We start from the raw sequence: 20,256 nt of genomic DNA, 5'->3' as shown, positions 1-20,256 counted from the left end.
CTGGTGTGGCAATTTGTACACAGCGAGGGAGGGCACGTCGGGGAGGCAGGCGCAGCAAGGGCTGGCAAGCATAGGTGATTTGTTCACCGGCACGGATGCATGCCTCCGCACGCATGGACACCTTTCGTTAATAATTTGAGAAAGGAGGCCGAAAGGGAGTGTTTCTATCCTTCACGGATGATCGACAACAGTGAACAACACATGCCTTTGTCCAACTGGACCATCCTGTGTGATTTCGACGGCACCATTTCCGTCGAGGACGTCATCGACTCCCTGCTCGACCGTTTCGGCAGGCCGGGCTGGGAAGTGCTGGAGCAGGACTGGCGCGCGGGCCGCATCGGATCGCGCGAGTGCATGTCCGGCCAGGTCGATCTGCTGAAGATGACCCGCGACGAGCTGGATGTGCATTTGGCCGGTTTGTGGATCGATCACGCGTTTCCGGGCTTTGTGGCCAAGGCGCGCGCGCTCAATGTGCCGATCCGCGTGGTCAGCGACGGTCTGGATTATGCAATCCACAAGATTCTCGGCCGCTACGGCCTGGACGATCTGCCGCTGGCCGCCAACCACCTGGCCCCGGCGCCGCCGCCGAAGCAGTGGCAGCTGACCTCGCCGTTCCAGACGGCCGGTTGCCGCAGCGGCACCTGCAAGTGCGCCTGCGTGGCCCAGGCTCGGGCTGCTGGCCCGGGTACGAAAACCTTGCTGATCGGCGACGGCGCGTCGGATTTCTGCGCGGCGGATCGCGTGGACTTCGTGTTTGCCAAGCATCGCCTGATCGAGCATTGCCGGGCGGCAGGTATTCCTTACGCGCCGATCACCGGTTTCGAGGACGCGCTAGACCTGCTGCCGCGCCTGCTCGATGGCAGCCTGCTGGAAGATCACGCGCCGCAGCCGGCGCTCAGTGTGCCGTACTGATCCGGCAAGCCTACGAAACTGGCTGAACTTCTGTACCGATACACCTTCTAAATATCTTCCCACTGCATTATCACGGACTCTCCGCCCATGAACGCATTCGACAAGAACGCCCAGGTCGTGATCGACGACGCTCAGCTGCTGGCCGACGAGGCCAAGTACAGCTCGTTCGGCGATACCGTGCATTACGTTGACCCGCCGAAGATTTTCCGCGGCTGCGAAGGCAGCTACATGTTCGATACCGAGGGCACGCCGTTCCTCGATCTGCAGATGTGGTACTCGGCGGTCAACTTCGGCTACGCCAACAAGCGCCTCAACAATGTGCTGAAGAACCAGATCGACCTGCTGCCGCAGGTGGCCAGCCAGTATCTGCACCAGACCCGCATCGAGCTGGCCAAGACCATTGCCGTCGACGCGAAAAAGAAATTCGGTCTGGACGGTCGCGTGCATTTCAACGTCGGCGGAGCGCAGGCCATCGAGGATTCGCTGAAGGTCGTGCGCAACGCCTGCAACGGCAAGAGCCTGATGTTCGCCTTCGAAGGCGGCTACCACGGCCGCACGCTGGGCGCCTCGTCGATCACGTCGAGCTACCGCTACCGCCGCCGCTTCGGCCACTTCGGCGAGCGCGCGATGTTCCTGCCGTTTCCGTATCCGTTCCGTCGCCCGAAGGGCATGACGCCGGAAGAGTATTCCGACAGCTGCGTACGCCAGTTCGAGCGCCTGTTCGAAACCGAGTACAACGGCGTGTGGGACCCGAAGACGAACCAGTGCGAATACGCCGCGTTCTACGTCGAGCCGATCCAGGGCACCGGCGGTTACGTGATTCCGCCGCCGGGCTTCTTCAAGGGCCTGAAGAAGGTGCTCGACAAGTACGGCATCCTGATGGTGTCCGATGAAATCCAGATGGGTTTCTGGCGCACCGGCAAGCTGTGGTCGATCGAAAACTTCGGCGTGACGCCGGATATCCTGGTGTTCGGCAAGGCGCTCACCAACGGCCTCAATCCGCTGTCCGGCCTGTGGGCGCGCGAAGAGCTGATCAACCCGACGATCTTCCCGCCGGGCTCGACCCACTCGACCTTCAACTCCAACCCGCTGGGCACCTCGCTGGGTCTGGAAGTGATCAAGATGGGCTACGAGCTGGATTACGAGACCACGGTGCCGCAGAAGGGCGCCCACTTCCTCGACGGTCTGCGCGACCTGCAGAAGAAGCACAAGGAAATCGGCGACGTCGACGGCCTGGGTCTGGCCCTGCGTGCGGAAATCTGCACGGACGACGGCTTCACCCCGAACAAGGCGCTGCTCGACAAGATGGTCGACATCGGCCTGGCCGGCGATCTGGAGCACAACGGCAAGAAGATCGGCCTCGTGCTGGACGTGGGCGGCTGGTACAAGAACGTGATCACGTTCGCGCCGTCGCTCAACATCACCCACGAAGAGATCGACCTGGCCATTTCCCTGCTGGATCAGCTGCTGACCAAAGCCAAGAAGGGCTGATGTCCGAGGCGCGCACCACGCGCGCAAAAAGAACCCGGCGATCGCTCGCCGGGTTCTTTTGTTTGTCGCGTCAAAAAAGCGTGTCAGGGCGCGCGTTTGATTGCCAGCACCGCGTTGAGCCCGCCGAACGCGAACGAGTTGCTGAGCGCAGCGCGCACCGGCATCTCGCGGGCCACGTTGGGCACGATGTCCAGGTCGCAGGCCGGATCGGCCTGATCGAAATTGGCGGTCGGCGGCACGATGCCGTAGCGGATCGCGTTGACTACCGCGACCAGCTCCAGCGCGCCCGAGGCCCCCATCGCATGACCGTGCATCGACTTGGTCGACGATACGACCAGCCGGTCGGCGTCGGCGCCAAAGGCGAGGCGGATCGCACGCGTTTCGGTGCTGTCGTTAGCCTGCGTGCCGGTGCCGTGGGCATTGACGTAGTCGACGTCGGCCGGATTCAGGCCGGCTTCGGACAACGCCTGCGTCATCGCCGCAGCAGCGCCGGTGGCGCTGGGCATCACGATATCCGTGGCATCGGCGGTCATGCCGCTGCCGCCCAGCTCCGCCAGGATGGTGGCGCCGCGGGACTGGGCATGCTCCAGCGATTCCAGCACGAAGATGCCGGCGCCTTCGCCCAGTACCAAACCGCGACGGTTGATGCTGAAAGGGCGGCAGGTGTCGTCGGCCATCACGCGCATGGCTTCCCAGGCGCGCAAAACCGAATAGCTCATGCAGGCGTCCGTGCCGCCGGTCAATGCGACATCGGCCAGCCCGAAGCGGATCATCTGCGCCGCTTGGCTGATTGCATGATTGGCCGAGGCACAGGCGCTGGACACCACAAAGGTCGGCCCACGCAGGCCGTGCGCAAGACTGATCTGGCTGGCCGAGGCGTTGGCCATCACCCGCACAATGCTCAGCGGATGCACCCGCACGGCATTTTCGCCGTACAGGCGACGGCTCTGGTCGTCGTGCGAATGCTCGCCGCCGACGCCGGTACCGATGATGGTGGCCGTGCGTGCGCCGATGCTCTCATCGAAAACCAGGCCCGACTGCGCAATGGCTTCCTGCGCCGCGTGCAGCGCGAACGATGCGGTGCGATCAAGCTGAGGCAGCACGCGTTCGTCGATGTTCGCGGTTGGGTCGTAGCTGGCCGGTACCTGCGCCGCGACGACCTTGACGCGAAGGCGATCGGCGTCGGGATGCCGCAGCGGTGCAATACCGCTACGGCCTTCGCTCAGCCCCTGCCACAATGCATCCGCACCGACGCCCAGCGCGCTGATCGCGCCCATGCCGGTAATCACGACACGGCGCGTGGAAACGTTGGGCATTACTTGCTTCCTTCGCCAGCCGCCTTGCCATCCAGCGCGGTTTGCACGGCGTCGACCAGGCTCTGCGCGGTATCGCTGTCGAAGTTGGCGCCCTGCTGGTCGGGGAAGGTGATGTCGAAATGTTCTTCGATGTCGAAGATCAATTCGATCGCCTCCAGCGATTCGATGCCCAGATCCTTCAAGGTGGATGACGGGGTGATGGTGGTCACGTCGATCTTGGCCTGTTTGGCGATGATCTCGAACACCTGCTGCTGGGTCGAATCGTTCATGGCGCGTGGTTTCCTGGTGGCAAGCGGCAACATTGCCGATGCAAACATTTTGGTCTCATTAGTTTAGGCATTATCGCTTGCATATGTCTTTCATCGCCCAACTCGAACCCGATGCCCTGCTGACGCACTTCATGAGCCACCCGCCGATCGGGTTTGGCGTGGAGATGTCGCCGCAGGGCATGCCGTGCTTTGTGGCCCCGTTCGATTTGCTGACCACCGCAGACGACGATCTGCGTCGGCACGTGGCTGCGCTGCCGCTGTATCGATGGTGGGGCCGGGCGCTGCGCTGGCGTACGCGCTTTGCCGGCACCACCGTGTCGGAATACGCGCCGCTGCCGCGCAACGTGTCGCCGATCGCGCTCGCTCAGGGTCTCAAAGGCGCCTACGCGAGCGACTGCAAGCTGCTTATCGTCAAGGACATTGCGCAGGATTCGCCGCTGCTCAGCGACGCAGATAACGCCCAGGCCAGCGCCTTCGCCAGCGCCTGCGAGGCTGAGGGTTACGTGCTGCTGGAAGGGCAGGCGCTGGCGTGGGTGCCGATCGATTTCGCCAGCGGCGACGAATACCTGTCGCGGCTTTCATCGGGTCGGCGGAAAAACATCCGCCGCAAGCTGCGCTCGCGCGTCGATCTGGATATCGAGATCGTGCACACAGGCGATGCGCGATTCGACGACGAGGCCACGCTGCGCGCGTTCTACACGCTGTTCGACAACGTCTACGCGCAGAGTGAAATCCACTTCGATCGCCTCAGCGAAGATTTTTTTCGCGCGCTGCTGCGCGATGCACAAAGCAACGGTGTAGTGTTCGTCTATCGCCACGCGGGCCAGATGATCGGCTGGAACCTCTGTTATGAAGAGGGCGGCAAGCTCATCGACAAGTACATCGGCTTTGCCTACCCGCAGGCGCGCGAGCACAACCTGTATTTCGTGAGCTGGATGCACAATCTCGACTACGCGCGGCAACGTGGTCTCACCCATTACGTGGCCGGCTGGACCGACCCGCAGGTGAAATCGTTTCTCGGTGCGCGCATGACGTTTACGCGCCACGCGGTGTATGCGCGAAATCCGCTGCTGCGCGCGCTGCTGCGCCGGCTCGGCAGCCATTTTGAAAGCGATCGCCAATGGCAGGCTACGACGGAGGCCGCTGATGCACAGTCTTGATCATCGCCCTGTGGTGCTCGATATCGACCGCTCGGTCGGGCCGCTGCCGCAGCGGCTGGTGCTGCCGCTGGAACACTGGCAGGAGTCGATTCGTTTTGGTTGCTCGCTCGCGACCATGCAACGCTTTCGCACCATGCTCGACGAGCTGCTGCCGCAGCAGTACGGCACGGTGTTCATGGGTAGCGGCGATTTCCATCACCTGAGCTGGCCGCTGATCGAACGATTGCAGACCGATCAGTCGATTCAGATCGTGGTGTTGGACAACCATCCGGACAACATGCGCTTTCCGTTCGGCGTGCACTGCGGTTCGTGGGTGCGCCGCGTGGCGATGCTGCCGTCGGTGAGCCACGTGCACGTGCTCGGCATAACCTCGGCGGACATCGGCGCCGGGCACGCGTGGGAAAACTACCTCACGCCGCTGAAGCAGGGCAAGCTCACCTACTGGAACATCGGCGTGGACACGGGCTGGGCGCGCAAGCTGGGCATTGCCCGGGCGTTTCGCGGCTTCGACACGCCCGAGGCGATGGTCGACGCGTTCGTCGAGCTGCAGCGCACGCAGGCGCTGCCCAGCTACCTGTCGATCGACAAGGACGCCTTCGCACCCAACGTGGCGCATACCAACTGGGATCAGGGCAAGCTGCAGGTCGATCACGCGCTGGCGATCATCGACAGCTTGCGCAACGGCCTGGTCGGCAGCGACATCAACGGCGAGGTATCGCACTATCGCTACATAACCTGGTGGAAGCGCCGTCTTTCCGCGATGGACGATCAGCCGGAAATCGATCCGGCCATGCTCGCCGAGTGGCAGGCGCAGCAGCATGCGCTGAACCTGCAGCTGCTCGAAGGCATCGGCGCGCGCTCGAACTGAGATCGATGCTCAGGCGACGATGGTTTCCAGCGTGCGGCAGATCGTTTCGAAATCGTCGTCCGTCACCCACGGGCTGTTGCTGATGCTTAAGCTGCGCGCGGCAAAGTCCCGCGCGTTCGGCACATGCTGGCGCGGCACGATCTCGGCGAGATAGGCGTAATCGGGCAACGCGTCGATATACAGGCGGCTGACGCCGAGGCCAGCCTGCCACAGCTGGAACATTGCCGCGTCGCGCCGGGTCTGGTCCGGCAGCAGCAGCAGCAGGAACGGCCAGGTGCCACTCTCGCCGGATGCATCGTCGAGCACGTCGATGCTGTTGATCTGACGCAGCCGCGGCAGGCGTCGTTTGGCCTGGGCGGTGAGCTGATCGATAAAAGCCGGCAGCCGCGCGGCGGCGTGCGCGCCGATCGCCTGGCGCCAGCGGCCGACCTTGTGCAGCGGAACCGTCAGCGGAAAATCATCGCCGACAGCGCCGACCGGGTCGCCCCGACGCAGCGCACGGCGCAGCGGCTCGCCGTAAGCCATGCGCAAACCGTTGGGGCGATACAGCGCCGCATAACCCAGCAGCTCGACGGTGCGGCGAAGCTCCCAGCCGAGGCGGCGGGGCACGATGCGTTTGGACGTCTGTTTGAGATGCTCGCGCAGCGTTGGATCGCCCGCCAGCAGCAGGCCGCCTTCGTAAATCGACAAGCCTTTGCCGGCGGCGAGGCTGAAGAAACCGACGTCGCCGGTGAGGCCGATGCTCGCTCCGTTGATACGACCACCGAGCGTTTGCGCGGCGTCTTCGATCACATAGGCACCGACCTGGCGCGCCACGGCGACGGCGTCAGCGACATCGGCGATGCGCCCGCCCAGATGCGTGGGGATGATGGCCAGCGTGTGTTCGTCGCACACGGCGCGCAGCGCGGCCGGGTCCAGATCGAAATGGCCGGCGCGCACGTCGCACAGCTGCAGTTCCAGCCCGGCCTGGTGCACGGCGATGGCGACCAGCGGGCAGGTAAACGCCGGCACCACGACGCGACAGCGCTGCGGCTGCAGCTCGCGCAGTGCGATCAGGGTGACCAGCAGGCAGGCGGTGCCGGAACATTCCAACTGCAGCGCCGGCACATCGATCTGGACGGCTATATCGGCGGCAAGCGTCGCACGTCCCGGCCGCAGATCGGCGAGCGTCAGCGGTAGCCCGGCGGTGGGCGGCAGTTCCTGGGGGCGAGTCGGCAGCATGCGGGCAGGGTAGCGCGCGAGCTCAGCGGCGTGTGGCCGAGTCGACTTCCTCGGGCTCGGGCACATGCTCATGGCTTTCGGCAAAGCCGAGACAGACGATGCCGGCGAGAATCGCCAGCGCGCCCAGCACGCGTCCCAGCGTAAGGTGTTCGTTGAACAGCCAGACCGACAGCAGCATCACCGACACCACTTCCAGATGCGAGGCGGCGAACGCGGGGCCGATGGGCGCGTGCTTGAGCAGGGTCATCCAGGTGAAAAACGCGCCGACGTAGCCGATCACGGCGCCGTATACCCACGGGTGAGCGAAGATGCGCAGCAGCCACGCCACGCTGGCCTCGACCGGCAGCGCATGCTCGCCGGCGTATTTGAAGCTGATCGCGCCGACGCTGTCGAACAGCATCAGCAGCGCAAAGCCGAGCAGGTAAAACGTGCCGCGCCTCATCCCACCGCTCCGACGATCGCCACGCCCAGGGTCACCAGCAAAATGCCGCTCAGGCGCAGGCGCGTGAGCTTTTCGCCGAACAGAAAGTGACCGGCCACCATGATCGCGACGATGTTGATCGAACCGAGCAGGATCGCTTCGGACAGCGGCAGCAGCGACAGAAAGGCGATCCAGATCAGGAACTCGACCACATAGCTGCCGATGCCGATCCAGATCCACGGGCGCCGGGCCATATAGATCCATCGCGCCAGACCATCGCCGGCCGCCTCATCACCGGCGGCCGCCTTGAACGCCAGTTGGCCGACGGTATCGATGATCACGTTGAGCAACCACAGCGTGGCGATCAGCGGAGTGATGGGCGTGGAGACCGGCATGCGTGAGTGACAGTCAGGCCGCGATGCAGGGCGCGGTTTCGCCGGCGGCGATGGCTTCGAAAAAGGCGGCCGAGCGCTCGATCAGCGTGCGCCGTTCCTTGTCGATGGTGATCATGTGGTAGCTGTCCTTGAGCAGCAGCAGCTCGACCGGCGCGCTGACTTCGCGCATCACCAGCTCGGCGTTTTTCACGCTGGCCACGTCGTCTTCGCTGGCATGTGCCACCAGGCACGGTGCGGTGACCTGCGACAGGCGCTGGCGCACGTCGGCGGCGAGTTCGTACATGTCGGCCAGCGAATACCACGGGTTGCCGGGCAGGCCGGCGGCGGCGCTGTCGCCGCCGAGCATGGCGGTGCTGACCTGGGCGCGCAGGCGCTCGTCGCGGATACCGTAAGGCGGCGCTTCCATAAAGCTGCGGTTGCGGCCGATGCCGAATTTCTTGAGCAGCGGCAGCAGAAAGGACAGCCGCGCCACGGCGGGAATGCTCCAGCCGTCGTAGCGGAAGGTGGCGCCGTAGACGCCGACGCCGCAGACCTGCTCGGGCCGTTCGGCGGCCAGCTTCAGCGCCAGCAGCGCGCCCATCGACAGGCCGCCGACGAACAGGTGATCGACCTTGCCGCGCAGCTCGTCAGCGGCTTTCTCCACGCTGGCGTACCAGTCGTGCCAGCCGGTGGCGAGCAGGTCCTCGACGTTGCCGCAATGGCCGGCCAGCTGCATGCCGTGCACGGTGAAACCGGCGCGATTGAGGCCCTTGCCCAGCAGCTTCATCTCCATCGGTGTGCCGGTCAGGCCGTGGATCAGCAGTACGCCGCTGCGTCCGCCCTCGAAGAAAAAATCAGTCTGCTGGATCACGCGATGGCCCCGTACCTGATGAACGGCGGCGGTTCAGTGCCGTCATTCGTGACCGTGTAGTGTGGCAAACGGCAGTTTCCTCAGTCTTTCGCAGCCGGTGCCTTGCCGTCGGCCGGCGCAAAGCGCACCAGCACGCGCTGGCCGATGCGCAGGCTCCGCGTTTGATCGGAATCCGGCTGATCGAAGGCCAGCACGCATTCCACCGTGCGTGAATTGGCGCGCACCTGCGGGTCGTTTTCCAGCGTGGCCGGTCCATACACGCCGCCGACGCGCAGCACGTGGGCGCTCCAGTGATTGTTCGACGCATCGTTATTGGCCGAGACTTCCGCAACCATGCCCGGTTTGATCAGGCCGACGAAGCTTTCGTTGAGCTCGGCGCGAACGATGCGCGGCTTGCGCGGCAGCAGGGTAAAGAGCGGGCCGGAGGACGGCGACACGGTGGCGCCGGGCTGTGCAGACACTTCGATGACGTCGGCATCGAACGGTGCGATCAGGCTGCGCTGCTTCAGCTCATAGCGCGCTTCGGCCAGCTTCTGGTTGGCCATGCTCACCGAGGCGCGGTCGGTTTCCTGCTCGGCATCGATCTGTGCGGCGGCTTCGCGCGCATCGTCGGCACTCTGGCCGTCGCCGGCGCCCGCTGCCACGGCAGCCGTCAGACGCTGCGCGCGCTGCTTGGCCGCGGCCTGCTTGACGGCGAGCAGCTTCAGCTGCGCCTGCGCCTGTTCGAGCTGGGCCTGGGCCGCGTCGATCGCCAGCTGCGACGGCTCGGTATCGAGCGAGGCCAGCAGCTGGCCTTGCCTGACGTGATCACCTTCGTGCACGGCGACCTTGGCCAGCGTGCCCTCGCGCGGCATCGACAAGGTCAGCAGGCCGCCTTCGATATCGACCTTGCCCCGTGCCACCGCGGCATACGCCGGGACAGGCGCGGCGGCGGCCGGCGCCGGGGCATCGGCGGATTTCGAGCAGGCGCCGAGCAGCACCGACGCGCAAATCGCCAGGCCGCCCGATCGGGCGATTTGCGCGAATCGGGCCGAACGCGCCGGCATCGCGCGGCATGCGTACGATGGCCAGTGGAGAGCGAGCGGTTTCATCAGTGTGTTCCCTTGCTGGCGCTGACCGGCGCGTGGTTGCGCTGATCGCTGAGAATGCGGCCATCTTCCATCGCCAGCACGCGATCGGCGTGGACGACGAGACGGGGGTCGTGGCTGACGCACAGCACGGTGGTGCCGTGGGTGCGGGCAATGCGATGCAGGATGTCGATGATCATCTGGCCGTTGGCGGCATCCAGCGCGCTGGTCGGCTCATCGGCGAACAGCAGCTCGGGCTCTTTGGCCAGCGCGCGCGCGATCGCCACGCGCTGCTTTTCGCCGCCGGACAGCTCCGAGGGACGCAGCTTCACGCGGTGCGACAGGCCGACTTCTTCGAGCGAGGCTCGCGCACGTTCGCGCGCTTCGCTGCGCGACAGCCCCATGTGATTCAGCGGCAGCTCGACCTGCTCGAAGGCGTTCAGCGCCGGAAACAGGTTGAAGCCCTGAAACACGAAGCCAGTGTGCTGCAGGCGGAAACGCTCCAGCGCGCGCATATCGAGCTGTCCCAGATCGCTACCGAGTGCCAGCACGCGACCGCTGTCGAGTTTCTGCAGGCCGCTGAGCACCGCCAGCAACGTGCTTTTGCCGCAGCCGGACGGCCCGGAAATCAGGGTGAGCTCGGCCGCATTGATGTGCAGTGACAGGCCGTCGAGCACCTGCGTGCGCTGCTTGCCGGAGACGAACGCCTTGCTGATGTTCTCGGCCTGCAGGGCAACCATCGGCGTTGCACTGAGCACGGCAGCGGGGGATTGGATCGCGGGGTTCATCGCGTCACCTCAACAAGGTCGCGGGATCGGCGGCGCGCAGGCTGCGCATCGCGGCCAGGCCGGAAACCGCGGCCAGCCCCATCACCAGCACAATGCAGCCCAGCGCGGCCGGCACGTTCAACACCACCGGGACATTCTGGCCGCGCGCGAGCAACAGCAGCAGCACGCCCAACACGCTGGCGCCAAGCAGTCCCAGCGCGCCGACCCAGAAAGCCTGTTCGAGCACCACCCGCCGCAAGGCACCCACGCCCACGCCCAGCGCGTTCAAGGTAGCGTACTCGCGCACCGAGCCATTGACGGCAGCGATCAGCGTCTGACTGGTGATCACCGCGCCGACCAGAAACACGATGCCGGCCAGAAACAGCACGCCGGCGCCCGCCCCGGTGTCGAACATCCAGTAGCGCACGGAGATGGCGGCAAAGTCGTCGGCGCTCCAGGTCGTGTACGGACCGAACGCCGTGTCGCCACGCAGGCGCGCGGCGACCGCATCGGCCTGGGTCGGATCGCGCAGCTTGGCCACCAGATAGGTCGGCCCGATATCTTCGGCATCGCTGTCGAGACGGCGCGCCGTATCCAGCGAGCAGAGCACGTTGACGCCACCGAGTGCGCGCAGCCCGCTGCTGATGCCGACCACGCGCACCTGATGGCCGTTGATGGTGGCGGTCTGGCCGATATCGACGCCGAGCTGATCGAGGTCGGAACGATCCACCACGACCGCGTCGGGCTCGTTCAGCCGCTGACGAAGATCGAGCGGCAGCGCCTTGGAAAACATCAGCGCGTCGCTGTGCGTGTCGATGCCGGAAACAAACACCGAAACGCCGCCGGTTTCGGTAGCGCCGCGCCAGTCGCCGTCGACCCAGATATACGGTTCCACGCGCTGCACGGCCGGGTCCATCAGGATGCGCGATTCCACGTCGGAGTCGATCGATCGACCCTGACCCACGCTTTGCGTGCCGGGATAACCGATCCACACGTCGGCCGATGAACCGGTGATGTAGAGGCTGGTGCTGCCGAAGATGCCCAGTACCAGCGCCAGCTGCAGCAGCTGCAGCAGCCCGGCAAAACCCACCGCCAGCATCGCCGGCAGAAAGCGGCGCCACTCGTAGATCAGCGTTTTGCGCGCCAGCGCGACCATCAGCGTGGCGTCTCGTTGCTGGGGGTCGCGGGGCTGGATGAGCTTGCCGTTTTCGGCGCTGCCGACCCGAGCTGTGCCGCTGTCGGCAGCGGTGCGCCGCCCAGCGCCTTGAACAGTGCCACGTAGGCCAGGCTGTGCTGGGCGCGGGCGTCGAGGAGTTCGGCATTGGCCTGATCCACGGCGATCCGGCTTTCGATGCGGTCCAGCGGGCTGGTCAACTTCAGCTGGACGCGGCTCTGCACAGCGCGATCGACGCGCTGCAGCGACTGCCACGCAATGGTGTTCTGCGCTTCACGCTGCTGCTGCTGCTGGAGCGAACCGAGCGCGGTTTCCACTTCGGCGACACCCTGCAGCACCGCTTGCTGATACGCCTGCACGCTGGCCTGCAGCTGGTGGCTCTTTGCGTGGGTTGCGGCAACGCGCACGCCCCAGTCGAACAGCGGGATATTCAGGATAGGGCCGAGTGAAAAAATGCCGCCCGGGGTTTTCGTGTGGTTGTCGTCGTCGGCGATATTCACGGCCCAGACCAGCGATGCGCCGAGGCTCACCTGGGGATATTCGTCGGCGTGCGTCAGCGCGAGTTCGCCGGCGCTGCGCAGCACGTCGGCTTCGGCGCGGGCAATTTCCGGGCGCGTGCGCAGCAGATCGGCCGGCGCGGCGCTGAGCTGGAACGCACCGATGTCCGGCTGCGGACCCGGCGCCAGCCACGCGGCGTCGGGATGATTCTGCCCGACCAGCACGGCAAGCTGCTGCGCGCTCTCGTTGATCGCCTGCCGCGGCGCGGCGAGTGCCGCCTCGGCCTGCGCCGCCAGCGCCTGCGCCTGATCCACTTCGGCGGGTGCGACCAGCTGCAGGCGCTCGCGCACTTTCAGCAAATCCAGGTGCTGCCGATGCGCCTGGCTTATCTGTGTGAGCAGCTGTTCCTGCTGCTGGGCGGTGCGCAGCGCGATCCAGTCGCGTACGACTTCGGCCAACAGCGAGACCCGGGCGCTGCGCAGATCGGCCACGCTGGCGTCCATTGCGCCCTGCGCTTCCCGGCGGGTGCCTTCGCGCCGGCCGAATAATCCCAATTCCCAGTTGGTATCGAAACCGGCAACAAAATAGGAGGCATGGGCGTTCGGATCGATCGCGTCGTCGGTGCGTGCGCTCAGGGTTGGCAGGTATTTGTAGTTGGCGCGGCCATGGATCGCGCGGGTAGCGAGCATGCGCTCCACCGCCTGAGCCACATCCAGATTGTTGGCCAGCGCGCGGTCGACCAGGGCATCGAGCTGGGGATCGTTGAACGCATGCCACCAGCCCCGCAGATCGCTGGGCTTTGCCGGGTCGGCCGCCAGCACATGCTGCCAGTGGGCGGGCAGTGGCGTTGTCATGCTGACTTTCGGCACGGGTGCCGCGCAGCCCGCCACGGCACCGAGCAGGCTGCCACACATCAGGCGAACGAAGAGCGTGCGCTTCAGCATGCGCCGCTGCGCTCGCCGCGTGTGCCGATGGCGTGGGCCCGACGCTGATGCATGGAGATATCCGGGAGGGTCATGGCCGAGTTGGTCGCGATGGTGTCGACATATTGTGAGGGCAGGAGGACTGTCGCGATACCTCGAATCGGCGCAGGAGTCAGATCGCGTGCAGCTCAAGCATCGCCGTCAAGGCCGAAGTTCACGTTATGGCCGTTTGCTTTAATCCCGCTTAGCGGCCGGCGGGAACCGAACGTTGACGATGAGGCCGCGCTTGTCGCCAAGGCGGTAGACCACCTCGGCGTGATGTCGTTCCGCAATGCGCTGAACGATGGCCAGGCCCAGGCCGCTGCCTTCCTCGCTGCTGCCCGGGGCGCGGAAGAAGCGCTCGCTCAGGCGCGGCAGCAACTCGGGCGGCACGCCGGGGCCGTCGTCCTCCACGCTGAGGCGGGCGCCCCCGTCCGGCTGCGCCTGCAGGCTGACGGTGACGTTGCTGCCGCGGCCTGCGTAGCGGATGGCGTTGTCGATGAGGTTGTCCAGCAGATCCTGCAGGCTGGCGACATCGCCATCGATGTAGAGCTGTTGCTGGCGCACGGGCCCCTGGTACCCCAGATCGACGCCGGCGCCGAGCGCTTCGTGCACGCGCAAGGCCACCGCTTCGGGAATCAGCCGCGTCAGCTCGAGCAGGGCGTTGTCCATCGTGTCCACCGGTGACGCCTGGGCACGGGTCAGCGACAGGAGCTGCGACGAGGTGCGCGCGGCGCGCTGGGTCAGCCTATGGATGTGCGAGAGCGCGTCGGACATCGTTTCGGGACGCGAGTCGGCCAGCGCGCGGTCGACGTGCAGGCTCAGTCCGGCCAGCGGCGTGCGCAGCTGGTGCGCAGCATCCGCGATGAAACGGTCGTGCAGGGCCAGCATGCTGCGCAGGCGTGCGAACAGCGCGTCGATGGTGCGCGTGAGCGGCAGGATTTCCTGCGGCACATCGGCCCCACCGATCGGCGTCAGCTCGTGCGAGCGTCGGGCCAGGCGCTCGGTCAGCGGATTGAGCACGCGCAGGCCGTGATTGACGCCGAACCACACCAGCGACAGCACGCTGAGTATCAGCAGCGTCTGCATCACCGTCGCCAGCACGAGGATTTCGCGCGCCTGCTGATGGCGATCACGGAAGGTTTCGGCCACGGTGATGGTCAGTGTGTCGCTGGGGTCTTTCAGCGACGCACGCTCGATGGTGGCTGCGCGCAGTTCGTGGTTGTCCAGCCGGGTGTCGTAGAGCACGGGTTTGGCATTCAATGCCATCGCCAGTGCCGGTGCCTGCAGCCGTCCGCTGCCGGCCAGTACGCCGCGCTTGGCGCTGCGCACGTTGAAGTAGCCGCGGCTGTCGGGATCGTATTCAAGCAGAAACTTCGCCTGCGGCGTGAGTTCGCCGCCCAGCGCATCGTTGCTGAGCATGGTCGCCAGGGTCAGCGCGTCGTCGCTGAGATCGTGATCGTGCACACGATTGGCGTAGGACAGCGCGACGCCGTAGGTCAGCATCGCGTCGAGCAGCAGCAGTGCCGCCATCGGAATCAGCAGAAAGATCAGCAGCCGACGACGCAGGCTCGGGCGCAGGCGGATGACGCGGGGTGGACTCATTCGGTATCGCCGTCCGATGCTTCGGCTTCTTCCAGCAAATAACCCAGGCCGCGGATGGTGCGCACGCCGGTGCCGCTGCCGTGCAGCTTGCGGCGCAGGCGGTGGATGGCGATATCGAGGCCGTTGTCGGTCAGCTCCTGATCCCAGTCGCACAGCGCTTCGATCAACTGCGCGCGGCTGGTGACGCGATCGGGCCGCAGCGCCAGCGCTTCGAGCAGGCCGAACTCGCGCGCGGTGAGTTCGAGCGCGGTGTCGTCGATCCAGGCGCGATGGCCGGGCAGGTCCAGCCGCAGTCGTCCGAGCTGCAGCTCCGGTACGCCGCGGCTGCTGGCGCGGCGCAGCAGCGCACGCACGCGCGCCTCGAACTCGGACAGCGCAAACGGTTTCACCAGATAATCGTCGGCGCCCAGGTCCAGCACACGGATGCGCTCGGGCAGGCCGTCGCGCGCGGTGACCACCAGCACGGGCATGCCGGCGCCGCGGCTGCGCAGGCGCTTCAGCACTTCAGTGCCGTCGAGCTGGGGCAGTCCGAGATCCAGCACCAGCAGGTCGTACTCGTGGTCGCGCAGCGCGGTGTCGGCCAGGCTGCCGGTGGCCACGTGATCCACTGCATGGCCGCCTTGCCTCAGCGAACTGCAGATGCCCTCGGCGATGGATGGGTCGTCCTCGGCGAGCAGAATGCGCATGGTATGTCCTTGTGGTTGACGGGACGGTCGATGCCGCCGGCGGCGCTGCATGATGCCGCGCCCGGCCATCCGACCATTCCGACTTTTCCATCGATGAAGAGATCGAATTCCCAGTTTATCTCCCGATCGGACAGGGCGTATACGCGGTCGTTCCGGCGTGCGGGTGCGGCGGCCGTCGATTGGCGCGATGGGGCGGCGCATTTGCGCATGACCTTCGGTCTATGCGGACGCACCGCGTTGCGTGCAAACTGCGCCCCGGGGCAAGGGGAGATAGCGATGCGATCAGCCGCAGTGGGTTCGATGGTGGTTTGCGCGTGGGTGGTGGCCGGCGCCGCAGGCGTCGTAACCGATACGGTCCACGCCGAGTCAATCGCAGCCGCGGCCTCCGTCGCCAGCCCGGCGTCGGCCGCGCCCGCCGCGCCCGCCGCGACCGCCATAAAGCCCGCTGCAGACGACCCGGCCGACATTCCCTTTGCGTCGGCGCACGCTGCCGGAACCAGCACGCCTAGCACCACCAACGCCTGGGGCGGCGAGCGCACCGGCGGGCAAGCCACGCTGTCCGATCGCGTGGTGAGCTATTGGATAAACGCCGATCTGGACGCGGTCAAGCACGCGGTGGCCGGCAGTGAGCACATGACCTGGCGCAACCGCAGCGATCGCGCGGTGAGCCGGGTCTACTTTCACCTCTATCTCAACGGATTCAAGAACAACGGCAGTACCTGGTTCACCGAGCGCAAAGTACTCACGGCGCATGGCCAGTCGCGCGGCGCGGCGTCGCTGGAAAAAGGCCAGTGGGGCTGGATTGACCTCAAGCAGGTAAAGCAGGGTTCCACGTCGCTGGCCTGGCATTACGTGCAGCCGGACGGCGGTCCTGCCACCGATCAGAGTGTGGCCTGCATCGAGCTGGCGCAGCCGATTCCGGCCGGCGGCACGCTGACGCTGGACATCGATTTTCTCAGCCAGCTGCCTCGCGTGGTCGAACGCACCGGCTGGTGGGGCGATTTCAACCTGGTCGGCCAGTGGTTTCCGAAGATCGGCGTGCTCGAACTGGCCGGCGAGCGCGGCGCCACGGCGCCGCGCTGGAACGTGCACGAATTCCACTTCAACAGCGAGTTCTACGCCGACTTCGGCAGCTTCGACGTGCATCTGACGGCGCCCAGCGACTACACCGTCGGCGCCGTTGGCAAGCTGGCCGACCAGCCAACCCAGGCGCAGGGCAAGACCACGTATCACTTCGTGCAGGGCGACGTGCACGATTTCGCCTGGGTCGCAGCAAAGGGCTACAAGACGCTGGACGGCACGTGGCAAGGGCCGGGCAGTCCCAAGGTCGCGGTGCGCGTGATCTATCCAGCGGAATATGCGGCCAGCGCGGCGCCGACGCTGAAATCGACGATCGACTCGCTCGGCTATTTTTCGAGAACACTGGGCGCGTATCCCTACGAGACGATCACCGCCGTGGTGCCGCCGTACAACGCCAGCGAAGCGGGCGGCATGGAATATCCGACGTTTTTTACCTCGGAGGGTTACAAGGAGATCGTGCCCGGCACGCTCAACGAATACATGAGCGACTTCGTCAACATCCACGAATTTGGCCACGGCTATTTTTATGGATTGCTCGCCTCCAATGAATTCGAGGAGCCGATGCTCGACGAGGGCATGAACGAGTACTGGGACGACCGCATGATGCGCGAGCGCAACGAAGACGTGGTGCTTGCGACGCCGTTGATGAAGCGCCTGGGCGTGGCGCCGGCGATGAGCGGCTTCATGCTCGATCGCCTTGGGGCCGGTCTGAAGCAGCCGGCCGACCCCCTTTCCCAGAACAGCTGGGACCGTCTTTCCAGCAGCAGCTACAACACGGTGTACTCACGGACCGCAACGGCGATGCACGATCTGGAAGAGCGCCTGGGCAAGAGCGTGATGGAGCGCGCCATGCGCCTCTACTATCAGCGCTGGCGCTTTCGTCACCCCTCATCGGCAGACCTGCGCGCGGCGCTGATCGATGGCTCCGGCGACGCGAAAGACGTCAACGCGATCTTCGATCAGTACGTTTATGGCACGGCGCATATCGACGACAGCGTTACCGATATCGACGTGGCCGAAGTGCTCCCCGATGCCGGTGTGGTCGCGACCAACGGCAAGCCGGTCGAGAGCGATCAGGACGCGTTGGACAAGCAGATAACGAAGCAGCGTACGGCCTGGAAAAAGTCGCATCCCAAACCGGCATTTGACGACGAAGGCCCTTTCCCCTGGCGCAGCACGGTCACCGTTTTCCGCGATGGCGCCTCGCTGCCGCAGCTACTGCGCGTCACGTTCGCCGACGGTACGCATCAGGACGTGCGCTGGAACGACGACCGCCGCTGGGCGCGCTTCGATTTCGTCAAACCGGGCAAGGTCGTGTCGGCCGAACTCGATTCGCCGCAGCTGGTGTATCTGGACGCCAATAAACTCAACGACAGCCTGACGACCAAGCCCAACGGCGCCGCCTCGCGTCGCTGGGCGGCCGACTTCGCGGCCGCGCTTGAAGCGTTCTACGCTGCGCTGGTGACGCTGTGATGGCGGGCAACTCGGCTCGCCGGCCAGGGCTCGGCGCACTGATTTCTGCCATGCTCGCCGCGCTGCAGTGGCGGCTTCTTCTGCTGTGGCTGCTGATCATGCTGATTCCTGCCACGGTCGCGGCGCTGCCGTTCTGGCGCGTGCTCGCCGGCATGCTGGATCACTCGGTGCACGCCGCCGCCTGGGCGCAGCATGTCAACGCGATGATGTTTGGCGACGTCGGTTTCGCGCTGAGCGAGAACGGCGGCTGGCTTGGCGGTTCCGCGATGCTCGGGCTGGCGATTACGCTGGCGATGTCGCCGTTTCTGGACGGCATGATCATCGGCGGCGGTCGGGCCGGACGCCGCCTGGGTTTTGCGGGACTGCTGCAGAGCGGGCTGGTCGAGTACGGCCGCATGTTCCGCCTGATGCTGTGGTCGCTGCTGCCGTATCTGGCCGTGGGCGGGGTGGCGATGCTCGGGTCGCATCTGGCCGACGATCATGCCGACAAGGCCGTGCTGCAAGCGCAGGCCGATCTCTGGGCGAGTATCGCGCACGGCCTGCTGCTGGCAGCTTTCGTGCTGGCTCAGTGCATTGTGGAGTCGGCGCGTGCCGCGTTCATTGCCGACACCACGCTGCGATCGGCGACTCGAGCCCTCGGCCGCGGTATCGGCCAGCTGCTGCGGCGCTTCTTTCGCACGATGTTCTTCTATTTACTGGTAAGCGCCGTTGGCTTTGCGGTCGCCGCGGCAGCCGGGGTGGGACGCATCCACGTCGCGGCGGTAGGCACTGCCGGATTTCTGACGGCGCTGCTGCTCAGTCAGCTGATGGTCGTCGCAGTGGGCTGGATGCGTATCGCGCGGTTGTTCGCGCTGGCCAGCCTGGGCCGCTCGCTGCGCCGGGCGGGATTGGGCTAGCCGTACTCAACCAGCTGCGGGAGCCGTAACGGGCAGGCGACCCCCAGCGGCACTTACGCAACAGCGGCCGAGGGCGCGACTGCCGAATGTTTGAGGCGCGATACAGCGGCCGATGAAAGCTCAGGCCGACGCCCGGCTGAGCGCGGCGCGCGGCGGATAATAGGCAAACACGTGGTTGTGGCTGCCGTAGAAATCCATATCTTCGATATGCTCGCCGCCCAGGCGCTCGGCCACGCGATCGGAAGCCTCGTTGCCGATCCGTACCAGGCTGATCACGCGCGGGGCGTGCAGCTGGTTCCAGGCGAAATCGAGCACCGCATTGCCCGCTTCGGTAGCGTATCCGTGGTGGCGGTGTCCCGGCTTGAGCATCCAGCCCAGTTCCAGATCGGGCCAGCCGTCGGGATACATCAGGCCGGCACGACCGATGAATTCGCCGGTGGCCTTCAGCTCCAGTGCCCACATGCCGCAGTCGCGCAGCTGCCAGTGGCCGAGCAGCATCGCCAGCGAGCGCCAGGCGTTGGTGCGGTCCAGCGGCTGCCCGTCACCGATCCAGCGGGTGCTTTCGGCGTCGGCGAGCATCTTGGCGTAATCATTGAAGTGCTGTTCCGTCAGCGCAGTCAGGCGCAGTCGCGCCGTTTCGAGAGTAGGGATATCAGACATCACGATCGGCGTTGGAAGAATCCAGTAATTCGGCGAGCGCCCGCGTGCTGCTGGCGAGGCTCTCGGACCAGGAAAAGCCGGTTATTGTCTCACCTGTGGCCGAATCTGCAAAATCCTCGCTTTCACCGGGCGCAAGCAGATGCCGATAGTCGACCGTAATCTCTGTCCCCGGCGGCAGCTCGGTCAGGGCAAAGACAAAGCCCAGGTGCCACAGCCCGTTAGGCCGGAAGCTGTGGTTGATATAGCACTCGTCCGGCCAGTCGGGCGAGAGAGTGTAGCGATCCTCGAACCAGCGGGCGCTGGCGTGGAACTGTGCGCTGAGCTCCGGCGAAGCATGGATATCGGCGCGTCGGTAGGTGCGGTCAATGCCGTCGGGCGCGGTAATGATGCGGCCCGCGGCCACGGTTTCATCGATAAATAAACCCTTGCCGGCGCCAGGGATGGCGGAATCGTCAATGTGGTAGCGCGGAAGAATCATGGCGACG

General features: G+C 65.6%; 20 protein-coding genes. 6 read left to right on the top strand and 14 right to left on the bottom strand.

Translation table 11 applies throughout. From position 1 onward, the window contains the following. Positions 1 to 201 precede the first annotated feature (201 nt). Both ACDK93_RS13965 and ACDK93_RS13960 read left to right on the top strand, forming a co-directional pair. Positions 202 to 912 carry an MtnX-like HAD-IB family phosphatase gene (locus ACDK93_RS13965; RefSeq protein ID WP_458069437.1) on the top strand — a complete coding sequence of 237 codons (711 nt, stop codon included), beginning with the start codon at positions 202 to 204 and terminating at the stop codon, positions 910 to 912. Between the two features lie 87 nt (positions 913 to 999). After that, complete coding sequence (locus ACDK93_RS13960) at positions 1,000 to 2,403, top strand: aspartate aminotransferase family protein (protein ID WP_458069435.1); 1,404 nt, start codon at positions 1,000 to 1,002, stop codon at positions 2,401 to 2,403. A gap of 83 nt (positions 2,404 to 2,486) precedes the next feature. Here the strand turns inward: ACDK93_RS13960 and ACDK93_RS13955 are convergent, their stop codons facing one another. Together ACDK93_RS13955 and ACDK93_RS13950 are read right to left on the bottom strand one after the other, a co-directional pair. Further along, on the bottom strand, positions 2,487 to 3,719 hold the full coding sequence (locus ACDK93_RS13955; RefSeq protein ID WP_458069434.1) for a beta-ketoacyl-[acyl-carrier-protein] synthase family protein: 1,233 nt from the start codon (positions 3,717 to 3,719) through the stop codon (positions 2,487 to 2,489). Continuing rightward, a complete protein-coding gene (locus tag ACDK93_RS13950) occupies positions 3,719 to 3,988 on the bottom strand; it encodes an acyl carrier protein (RefSeq protein ID WP_458069432.1) in 270 nt (89 codons plus the stop codon). Before ACDK93_RS13950 ends, ACDK93_RS13955 begins: the two co-directional genes overlap by 1 nt. An 83-nt stretch (positions 3,989 to 4,071) precedes the next feature. Here ACDK93_RS13950 and ACDK93_RS13945 point away from each other — a divergent pair, with 83 nt between their 5' ends. Together ACDK93_RS13945 and ACDK93_RS13940 are read left to right on the top strand one after the other, a co-directional pair. Next, positions 4,072 to 5,148, top strand: a complete 1,077-nt coding sequence (locus tag ACDK93_RS13945) for a peptidogalycan biosysnthesis protein (RefSeq protein WP_458069430.1) — start codon at positions 4,072 to 4,074, stop codon at positions 5,146 to 5,148. Further along, positions 5,135 to 6,016, top strand: a complete 882-nt coding sequence (locus tag ACDK93_RS13940; RefSeq protein ID WP_458069428.1) for an arginase family protein — start codon at positions 5,135 to 5,137, stop codon at positions 6,014 to 6,016. The genes ACDK93_RS13945 and ACDK93_RS13940 overlap by 14 nt, the downstream gene beginning before the upstream one ends. A gap of 9 nt (positions 6,017 to 6,025) precedes the next feature. On the opposite strand, the gene ACDK93_RS13935 is transcribed toward ACDK93_RS13940, so the two are convergent. From ACDK93_RS13935 to ACDK93_RS13890, 10 genes are all read right to left on the bottom strand, one after another. After that, positions 6,026 to 7,237: a DegT/DnrJ/EryC1/StrS family aminotransferase gene (locus ACDK93_RS13935; protein ID WP_458069427.1), complete on the bottom strand. Its 1,212-nt coding sequence runs from the start codon at positions 7,235 to 7,237 to the stop codon at positions 6,026 to 6,028. 22 nt (positions 7,238 to 7,259) lie between these two features. Then, positions 7,260 to 7,679, bottom strand: a complete 420-nt coding sequence (locus ACDK93_RS13930) for a DMT family transporter (RefSeq protein WP_458069425.1) — start codon at positions 7,677 to 7,679, stop codon at positions 7,260 to 7,262. Then, positions 7,676 to 8,053, bottom strand: coding sequence for a hypothetical protein (locus ACDK93_RS13925; protein WP_458069423.1), 378 nt, complete (start codon positions 8,051 to 8,053; stop codon positions 7,676 to 7,678). Before ACDK93_RS13925 ends, ACDK93_RS13930 begins: the two co-directional genes overlap by 4 nt. A 13-nt stretch (positions 8,054 to 8,066) precedes the next feature. Further along, positions 8,067 to 8,903, bottom strand: a complete 837-nt coding sequence (locus tag ACDK93_RS13920; RefSeq protein WP_458069422.1) for an alpha/beta hydrolase — start codon at positions 8,901 to 8,903, stop codon at positions 8,067 to 8,069. Positions 8,904 to 8,983: 80 nt separating this feature from the next. Then, entirely contained in the window at positions 8,984 to 9,994 is a 1,011-nt protein-coding gene (locus ACDK93_RS13915) for an efflux RND transporter periplasmic adaptor subunit (protein ID WP_458069421.1), read from the bottom strand. Beyond that, positions 9,994 to 10,758, bottom strand: coding sequence for an ABC transporter ATP-binding protein (locus ACDK93_RS13910; RefSeq protein ID WP_458069420.1), 765 nt, complete (start codon positions 10,756 to 10,758; stop codon positions 9,994 to 9,996). Before ACDK93_RS13910 ends, ACDK93_RS13915 begins: the two co-directional genes overlap by 1 nt. A 4-nt stretch (positions 10,759 to 10,762) precedes the next feature. Next, on the bottom strand, positions 10,763 to 11,893 hold the full coding sequence (locus ACDK93_RS13905; protein ID WP_458069418.1) for an ABC transporter permease: 1,131 nt from the start codon (positions 11,891 to 11,893) through the stop codon (positions 10,763 to 10,765). After that, on the bottom strand, positions 11,893 to 13,353 hold the full coding sequence (locus tag ACDK93_RS13900) for an efflux transporter outer membrane subunit (protein WP_458069416.1): 1,461 nt from the start codon (positions 13,351 to 13,353) through the stop codon (positions 11,893 to 11,895). The genes ACDK93_RS13905 and ACDK93_RS13900 overlap by 1 nt, the downstream gene beginning before the upstream one ends. Positions 13,354 to 13,566: 213 nt before the next feature. Then, the gene (locus tag ACDK93_RS13895; RefSeq protein WP_458069415.1) at positions 13,567 to 14,976 is read right to left on the bottom strand and encodes a sensor histidine kinase N-terminal domain-containing protein; all 1,410 of its coding nucleotides are present in this window, start codon (positions 14,974 to 14,976) and stop codon (positions 13,567 to 13,569) included. Next, positions 14,973 to 15,662, bottom strand: coding sequence for a response regulator (locus ACDK93_RS13890; RefSeq protein ID WP_458069414.1), 690 nt, complete (start codon positions 15,660 to 15,662; stop codon positions 14,973 to 14,975). The genes ACDK93_RS13895 and ACDK93_RS13890 overlap by 4 nt, the downstream gene beginning before the upstream one ends. 276 nt (positions 15,663 to 15,938) lie before the next feature. Here ACDK93_RS13890 and ACDK93_RS13885 point away from each other — a divergent pair, with 276 nt between their 5' ends. Together ACDK93_RS13885 and ACDK93_RS13880 are read left to right on the top strand one after the other, a co-directional pair. After that, entirely contained in the window at positions 15,939 to 18,215 is a 2,277-nt protein-coding gene (locus tag ACDK93_RS13885; protein WP_458069413.1) for a M1 family metallopeptidase, read from the top strand. Positions 18,216 to 18,265: 50 nt separating this feature from the next. Continuing rightward, positions 18,266 to 19,111, top strand: coding sequence for a hypothetical protein (locus tag ACDK93_RS13880; protein WP_458069412.1), 846 nt, complete (start codon positions 18,266 to 18,268; stop codon positions 19,109 to 19,111). 120 nt (positions 19,112 to 19,231) lie between these two features. On the opposite strand, the gene ACDK93_RS13875 is transcribed toward ACDK93_RS13880, so the two are convergent. Both ACDK93_RS13875 and ACDK93_RS13870 read right to left on the bottom strand, forming a co-directional pair. After that, on the bottom strand, positions 19,232 to 19,771 hold the full coding sequence (locus tag ACDK93_RS13875; protein ID WP_458069411.1) for a GNAT family N-acetyltransferase: 540 nt from the start codon (positions 19,769 to 19,771) through the stop codon (positions 19,232 to 19,234). Then, the gene (locus ACDK93_RS13870) at positions 19,764 to 20,249 is read right to left on the bottom strand and encodes an SET domain-containing protein-lysine N-methyltransferase (protein ID WP_458069410.1); all 486 of its coding nucleotides are present in this window, start codon (positions 20,247 to 20,249) and stop codon (positions 19,764 to 19,766) included. The genes ACDK93_RS13875 and ACDK93_RS13870 overlap by 8 nt, the downstream gene beginning before the upstream one ends. Between the last annotated feature and the right edge of the window lie 7 nt (positions 20,250 to 20,256).

Source organism: Rhodanobacter sp. BL-MT-08, from assembly GCF_054161255.1.
Note: the sequence above shows the minus strand (reverse complement) of the source record. Positions and strands in the feature narration are given on the sequence as shown.